This window comes from Bradyrhizobium uaiense (genome assembly GCF_010811875.1).
Classification (GTDB): Bacteria; Pseudomonadota; Alphaproteobacteria; order Rhizobiales; family Xanthobacteraceae; genus Bradyrhizobium; species Bradyrhizobium uaiense.
The window spans coordinates 1-1,915 of sequence record NZ_VKHP01000472.1; the positions used below are offsets into that span (position 1 = coordinate 1).

A 1,915-nucleotide genomic window follows, 5' to 3' on the forward strand; every position below is an offset into this window, starting at 1 on the left:
CTCGCCGCCGAGACCATCGACGTCACGCTGCCGCTACGCGAGACTCCGGCGGAGACCGGTCGCATCCATCCGCTGAGCCAGGTGTGGGACGAGCTCACCACGATCTTCGCCGACATGGGCTTTGCGGTCGCCGAAGGTCCCGACATCGAGACCGACGACTACAATTTCACCAAGCTGAACTTCCCCGAAGGCCATCCGGCCCGCGAGATGCACGACACCTTCTTCTTCAACCCGAAGGCGGACGGCTCGCGCATGCTGCTGCGGACGCACACCTCGCCGGTGCAGGTGCGGACGATGCTGAGCCAGAAGCCGCCGATCCGCGTGATCTGCCCGGGCCGCACCTATCGCATCGACTCCGATGCGACCCACACGCCGCAATTCCACCAGGTCGAGGGCCTCGTCATCGACAAGGGCTCGCATCTCGGCCACCTCAAATGGATCCTGCACGAGTTCTGCAAGGCGTTCTTCGAGGTCGACCACATCAACATGCGGTTCCGGCCGTCGTTCTTCCCGTTCACCGAGCCGTCGCTCGAGGTCGACATCCAGTGCCGCCGCGACAAGGGCGAGATCCGCTTCGGCGAGGGCGAGGACTGGATGGAGATTCTCGGCTGCGGCATGGTGCACCCGAACGTGCTGCGCGCCTGCGGCATCGATCCCGACGTCTACCAGGGCTTCGCCTGGGGCATGGGCATCGACCGCATCGCGATGCTGAAATACGGCATCGCCGATCTCCGCCAGCTGTTCGAGAACGACATCCGCTGGCTCAACCACTACGGCTTCAAGCCGCTCGACATTCCGACGATTGCGGGCGGGCTGAGCACGTGATGTCGATGCGTGCGTACGACATTGCGAAGACTCTCTCCGTTCCCTCCCCCCTTGCGGGGGAGGGTCAGGGAGAGGGGTTGCCGCGGGCGCTGAGCGCAGTCGCTAGTCAGTACCCCTCCGCGAGTCTTTCTTACTTCGATGTTGCTGACGCAATCCGCGGCACGAGGTCTTTCCGAGCAAGCGGCCTACCCCTCTCCCCAGCCCTCCCCCGCAAGGGGGGAGGGAACGGAGAGAGTCTTCGCAATGTCGTACGCACGCATCGACATCACGTGCTCAGCCCGCCCGCAATCGTCGGAATGTCGAGCGGCTTGAAGCCGTAGTGGTTGAGCCAGCGGATGTCGTTCTCGAACAGCTGGCGGAGATCGGCGATGCCGTATTTCAGCATCGCGATGCGGTCGATGCCCATGCCCCAGGCGAAGCCCTGGTAGACGTCGGGATCGATGCCGCAGGCGCGCAGCACGTTCGGGTGCACCATGCCGCAGCCGAGAATCTCCATCCAGTCCTCGCCCTCGCCGAAGCGGATCTCGCCCTTGTCGCGGCGGCACTGGATGTCGACCTCGAGCGACGGCTCGGTGAACGGGAAGAACGACGGCCGGAACCGCATGTTGATGTGGTCGACCTCGAAGAACGCCTTGCAGAACTCGTGCAGGATCCATTTGAGGTGGCCGAGATGCGAGCCCTTGTCGATGACGAGGCCCTCGACCTGGTGGAATTGCGGCGTGTGGGTCGCATCGGAGTCGATGCGATAGGTGCGGCCCGGGCAGATCACGCGGATCGGCGGCTTCTGGCTCAGCATCGTCCGCACCTGCACCGGCGAGGTGTGCGTCCGCAGCAGCATGCGCGAGCCGTCCGCCTTCGGGTTGAAGAAGAAGGTGTCGTGCATCTCGCGGGCCGGATGGCCTTCGGGGAAGTTCAGCTTGGTGAAATTGTAGTCGTCGGTCTCGATGTCGGGACCTTCGGCGACCGCAAAGCCCATGTCGGCGAAGATCGTGGTGAGCTCGTCCCACACCTGGCTCAGCGGATGGATGCGCCCGGTCTCCGCGGGAGTCTCGCCTCGCGGCAGGGGGACGTCGATGGTCTCGGCGGCGAG

At 64.6% G+C, this 1,915-nt stretch carries 2 protein-coding genes; one reads left to right on the forward strand and one right to left on the reverse strand.

Annotation, left to right across the window (positions count from 1 at the left end):
* Positions 1–825, forward strand: an 825-nt coding sequence (pheS, locus tag FNJ47_RS45830; RefSeq protein ID WP_163163349.1) for a phenylalanine--tRNA ligase subunit alpha, incomplete at its 5' end; no start/stop codon positions are given.
* 265 nt (positions 826–1,090) lie between these two features.
* Here pheS (FNJ47_RS45830) and pheS (FNJ47_RS45835) read toward each other — a convergent pair.
* The coding region (gene pheS, locus FNJ47_RS45835; RefSeq protein WP_163163351.1) for a phenylalanine--tRNA ligase subunit alpha at positions 1,091–1,915 on the reverse strand (825 nt) is incomplete at its 5' end.